Here is a 4,647-nt window from a genome sequence, read left to right as displayed (position 1 = left end):
GGCTACGCACTGAGCCGCTGCGCGGCCCCGCGATGTCGAAAACCCACGCATGAACCCCCGATCTGTGCCCGATCTGTGCCCAAAGCGGCGCTTGCGCGGCCGCTTCCTACCCGCCAGACTCGCCAAAAAGGGCGGTTGAACTTCCTATACCCCCCTGCTACGGCGAGGTCTGGTGGCTAAGAACTGAAACGTTTCGAGCATGTCCAAGATTGTCATCACCGCATCGGGCGCCGACTGGTCTACCGCAGCGCTGCTTGAGTTCAAGCGTCTCACTGGAGTTGCGCCGACGACTGTCAAGGCCGTCCCACCCGGTCAACCCTTGCTGGAGCGGGAACTGTTCCTCAACACCCATCCGGAGGTCGCGCGTGTTTTGCGGGGCGTTATTGCACTCGACCGTGCCCATGGCCTGGCCCTTGGCTACTATGAGCTGGAGCCCGGAGAGGATTTCGCCACCGCTCCTCTCGAACAGTGCCGGATTGATGCGGATGTGCTGACCAACATTCTTGCTGAGGCGGATGGCCAGTTCACATGAACTGCCACTCTCCATCCATGCGCCCGGCGTGGGCAGCAGCCGCGCGAACGCCGGCACGAAGCCGATCAGCCCGCTTCCGCATCGCCGGCCGGCTGAACTACGCCGACACCGACGACCATCGCGACCGCCTGGCGAACGCGCGCTTCATCGAAGGCAACGCCGGCTTCGCCTGGCGGCCGTGGGATAGCGCGCGCTGGGAAATGTTCGGCCGCTACACCTACCTGTACGACCTCTCCAGCCTGGGCCAGCGCGAGCAGGACTACGACCAGAAAACCCAGGTGCTGTCGGTGGAAGGCGTCTACCGCCACGACCAGCATTGGGAAGTGGCCGGCAAGCTCGCCCGGCGCGAGGGCGAGGTGCGCTACGGACGCGGCAGCGGGCCGTGGTTCGACTCGGCCACCGACTTCGCCGCGCTACAGCTGCGCTACGAGGTGGTCTACGCCTGGCACGCGCTGGCCGAATACCGCTGGCTGGACGTGCAGGCCGGCGGCACGCGGCAGGGCTGGCTGGTCGGACTGGACCGCGACATCGGCAAGAACTTCCGCATCGGCGCCGGCTACAACTTCACCGAGTTCAGCGACGACCTGACCGACTTCGACTACGACCACGAGGGCTGGTTCCTCAACATGGTCGGGATGTACTGAGGGTGCCGGTCCACGCAAGACCGTCGACGTTCAGCCGTCCACGGTCTCCTCGCCGCCATCCTTGGACAGCTCTTCGGCCCGGCGCTCATCCAGGTGGCGCTGCAGGCGGGCCACGTCTTCGGGCGACCAGTCGTCGATGCCGGTGACTTCCAGCCAGGCGTTGATGTAGTGCGATGGCGCGTAGACGTGGCCGAAACCCATTGGTGCGCTCATCGACAGCGAAGTATCCATTGCCATCTGCATCATCGTCACGACCGGATACCAGCGCATCGCCGGGGATACGTCCGGCGGGCGCGGGGCATCGAGCAGTTCCGGTTCGCGGAAGAAGCCGTGACGGTCGAAGAACGTCACCGCGTCGCTGCCGTACTGCAGGTAGACCACGCGCATCGGGCCCCACGGCGTGCCGGGCGGGGTGGAGCTGCCGTCCTGGTTCATGAAGCGGACGAACGAGCCGTCCTGGAACTGCGGCAGCCACACCGGCGAACCGGGATTGCGCGAGCGGGTCAGCCCGGCCCACTTGCTGGCGGCGAACGGAGGTCCGCTCCAGACCGCGCCATCGAATGGTTCGCCGAGCAGCTCGAACATCTCGAACGAGCGTTCCGAATTGAGCGCGCCCAGGCTCAGGCCGTGCAGGTACAGCTTCGGCCGCCGCTCGGGCGGCAGCGTGCGCCAGTAGCCGTAGACCTCGCGGAACAGTGCGCGCGCGGTGATCCCGCCTGTGTCCGGATCCAGGAGCAGCGTCAGCGGACTGGACAGGTACGAGTACTGCACCGCGACGCTGGCCACATCGCCGCGGTAGAGATATTCGATGCCGTCGATGCCGGACGGGTCGACCCAACCGGTGCCGGTCGGAGTGATGATGATCAGCGCCTTGCGCTCGAAGCCGCCGACGCGCTTGAGTTCTTCCAGCGCCAGCTGGGCGCGCTCTTCGGGCGTGTCGCCGGTGGGCAGGCCCGCGTACACGCGCAGCGGCGCCTTGGCGCCGGGACCGGCGTAGGCGGCGAGTTCGTCGGCGGTGGGGCGGGCATCGACGTAGCGCCGGCCCATGCGCCCGAGCTGGTTCCAGGCCACTAGCGACTGCGCGCTGCCGGGGCTGTCCCATTCGGTCGGCGGCGGCATGTCGGGCGGGATCAGTGCATCGGCCTGGCGATAGGAGGCGTCCAGGGTGTCCAGCAACGAGGACAGGATCACGCCGTTGACCAGGCCCACCAGCAGCAGCACGCCGGCGATCGCACCGACCACGTGCGCGATCCGTCGCGGCACCTTGCGGGTGACCAGGCGCATCACCGCCTTGATGATCATCAGCGCGATGCGGCCCAGCACGACCAGCAGCAGCGCCACGACCGCCGCACCCGCGAGTACGCCCAGGATGCGCGATGGACCGGCGGGAGCCAGGTGCATCAGTTCGCGGACGATGTTTTCCCAATGCTGGCTGCGCCAAAGCGCGAGCGCGGCGATGACCGCGCAGGCGACGACCGCGATACGGCGGCGACGCGGCTGTCCCGCCGGCCCGGGGAGCGGCAGCTCCAGGTATCCCCACAGCCAGCGCAGCAGCACGCCCAGGCCGTAGCCGGCGGCCAGGCACATGCCCGACAGCACCGCCTGCGCGACCGTGATCCGTGGCGTGAGGCTGGGCGTGAGCGAGGCGGCGAAGAACAACGTCCCCAGCACGAGCCCGGTATTGCCAAGGCGCGCCAGCAGCGAACGCCGGAGCCGGGTGAACCAGCCATCGGATGTAGTACCGGAAGCGAGTGCAGCGTCGTCGTCCTGTTGCATCAAGTATCCCCTGCGAGTGGTCCCCTTGGGCCAATATACGGACACGGATAGGCGTTTTAACCGCATGAGGCCAAGTATCGCACCGCGGAAGCGCCATCAAGCCGGCTGAGACACTCGATTTTCCCGCCCAGGTGTCAGGTTCACCACCAGGGTTTGGCGTTCAGGAGAGTGATTTGCGGCGCTCGGCGTGTACCGGACGCAGAGCCAGTTCGCGGCAAGTCAAAATCGCCGCTTTGTTCATTCACCAACTGATGCGCTGATCGACCTCAAAGTCCGGTGCCGGTTGCGCCGCCAGGTCCCAGTCTGCTGGCTCGGTTTGCGCCCCGTCATCCATCTGCGCATCACTACAGTCATCCCACAGCGGTGGCCCGCGCGCCGGGGAGATGCGGGGTGGCTCTGAATCTGCCCCGATGTGGTCCAGGATGTGCCGGATGTCAGCGCTGTGCGTAATGAACGCGATGATGCGCATATGCCCGCCACACAGCGGACACAAGAGGGGGAACACCTCGTAGATGCGGGCGATCAGCACCGCCCACAGGTAGTGCGCTGCACGCTTGGGCAGCACCGGCTCGCTCTGGGATGGCAGCGCGCTGCTCATCGGTACCACACCAGGCGCGCACTCCCCCGTGCTGATCGACGCGCCCAGCACGGGAGCGGCTTGCGCCGGTGTCGCCAGCGCCGTCACCGCAGCCCTGAGCGGCGAGTTGGGTGCCAACACGCCAAAATAGCGGTGCCGGTGGGTGCGTGGCGGGGGAACCAGCGCGGCAATGCGGTCGATCAGCTCCAGCGGTGTGAGGTGCAGCTCATAAAGGCCGATATGAACCGGCCGGGGCTGGCGCAAGCCTGAGCAGCCATTCCCTGCACCGGAGTGTTTCGTGCCGCGCTTCGCCGCGACCGTGTCGCAGCTGCAGGATGCCGTGGCGCACGCAACGTCGCCGGCAGCGCATCTGCCCACGGCTCGCTATGCGCCTCACCGTCCCGAGCGCACGCTGCTGTATTCGCTGGTGCAGGCGCATTGGCCGGACTTTCTCGCGCGCCGTGAGGTAGAAGACCGCCCGCTGCCCGAGTACGTGCGCGAGGAGTTCGAGGACTACCTGCGCTGCGGCGTGCTCGAGCACGGCTTCCTGCGCGTGGTCTGCGAGCACTGTCGTGCCGAGAGGCTGGTGGCGTTCTCCTGCAAGAAGCGCGGCTTCTGCCCCAGCTGCGGCGCGCGGCGCATGGCCGAGTCGGCGCGGCATCTGGTGGACGAGGTGTTCGGCCCGCGGCCGGTGCGGCAATGGGTGCTGAGCTTTCCGTACCCCTTGCGTTTCCTGTTCGCCAGCAAGCCAGAAGCCATTGGCCCGGTGCTGGGCATCGTGCAGCGCGTGATCGCCGGTTGGCTTGCCGATCAGGCCGGCGTGCCGCGGGATACGGCGCAATGCGGCGTGGTGACCCTGATCCAGCGCTTCGGCAGCGCGCTGAACCTGAATGTTCACTTCCACATGCTGTGGCTCGACGGCGTGTACGACGCGAACGTCGAGCCCCCGCGGCGCAAGCCGCGCCTGCGCCGCGCCCCCACCTCTGCGCAACTGACGCAGCTCGCCAACACCATCGCGCATCGCGTGTGCCGGCACCTGTCGCGCCGCGGCTGGCTCGAAGGCGAAGACGAATCCGTGTTCCTGTCCGACAGCGCGGGTAGCGACGACGGCATGGATG

The 4,647-nt window shown here is 67.3% G+C and carries 4 protein-coding genes and 1 pseudogene; 3 read left to right on the top strand and 2 right to left on the bottom strand.

All coding sequences use genetic code 11. The features are described from left to right. The first annotated feature begins 199 nt into the window (after positions 1–199). The gene (locus tag ACVOLL_RS20445) at positions 200–532 is read left to right on the top strand and encodes a hypothetical protein (protein WP_164145948.1); all 333 of its coding nucleotides are present in this window, start codon (positions 200–202) and stop codon (positions 530–532) included. Next, complete coding sequence (locus ACVOLL_RS20440; protein WP_239502368.1) at positions 529–1,176, top strand: hypothetical protein; 648 nt, start codon at positions 529–531, stop codon at positions 1,174–1,176. Before ACVOLL_RS20445 ends, ACVOLL_RS20440 begins: the two co-directional genes overlap by 4 nt. 30 nt (positions 1,177–1,206) lie before the next feature. Here ACVOLL_RS20440 and ACVOLL_RS20435 read toward each other — a convergent pair whose 3' ends face one another. After that, positions 1,207–2,952, bottom strand: coding sequence for an alpha/beta hydrolase (locus ACVOLL_RS20435; protein WP_164145949.1), 1,746 nt, complete (start codon positions 2,950–2,952; stop codon positions 1,207–1,209). Between the two features lie 241 nt (positions 2,953–3,193). Further along, positions 3,194–3,757, bottom strand: a pseudogene (locus tag ACVOLL_RS20430) (transposase); the annotation flags it as partial. A gap of 70 nt (positions 3,758–3,827) precedes the next feature. Between ACVOLL_RS20430 and ACVOLL_RS20425 the strand changes: the two are divergent. Next, positions 3,828–4,647 (top strand): transposase zinc-binding domain-containing protein (locus tag ACVOLL_RS20425; protein ID WP_481514554.1); only part of this gene is annotated, 820 nt, incomplete at its 3' end.

Source organism: Stenotrophomonas sp. STEN035 (genome assembly GCF_056759935.1).
This window is presented reverse-complemented; position numbering and strand designations above follow the sequence as displayed.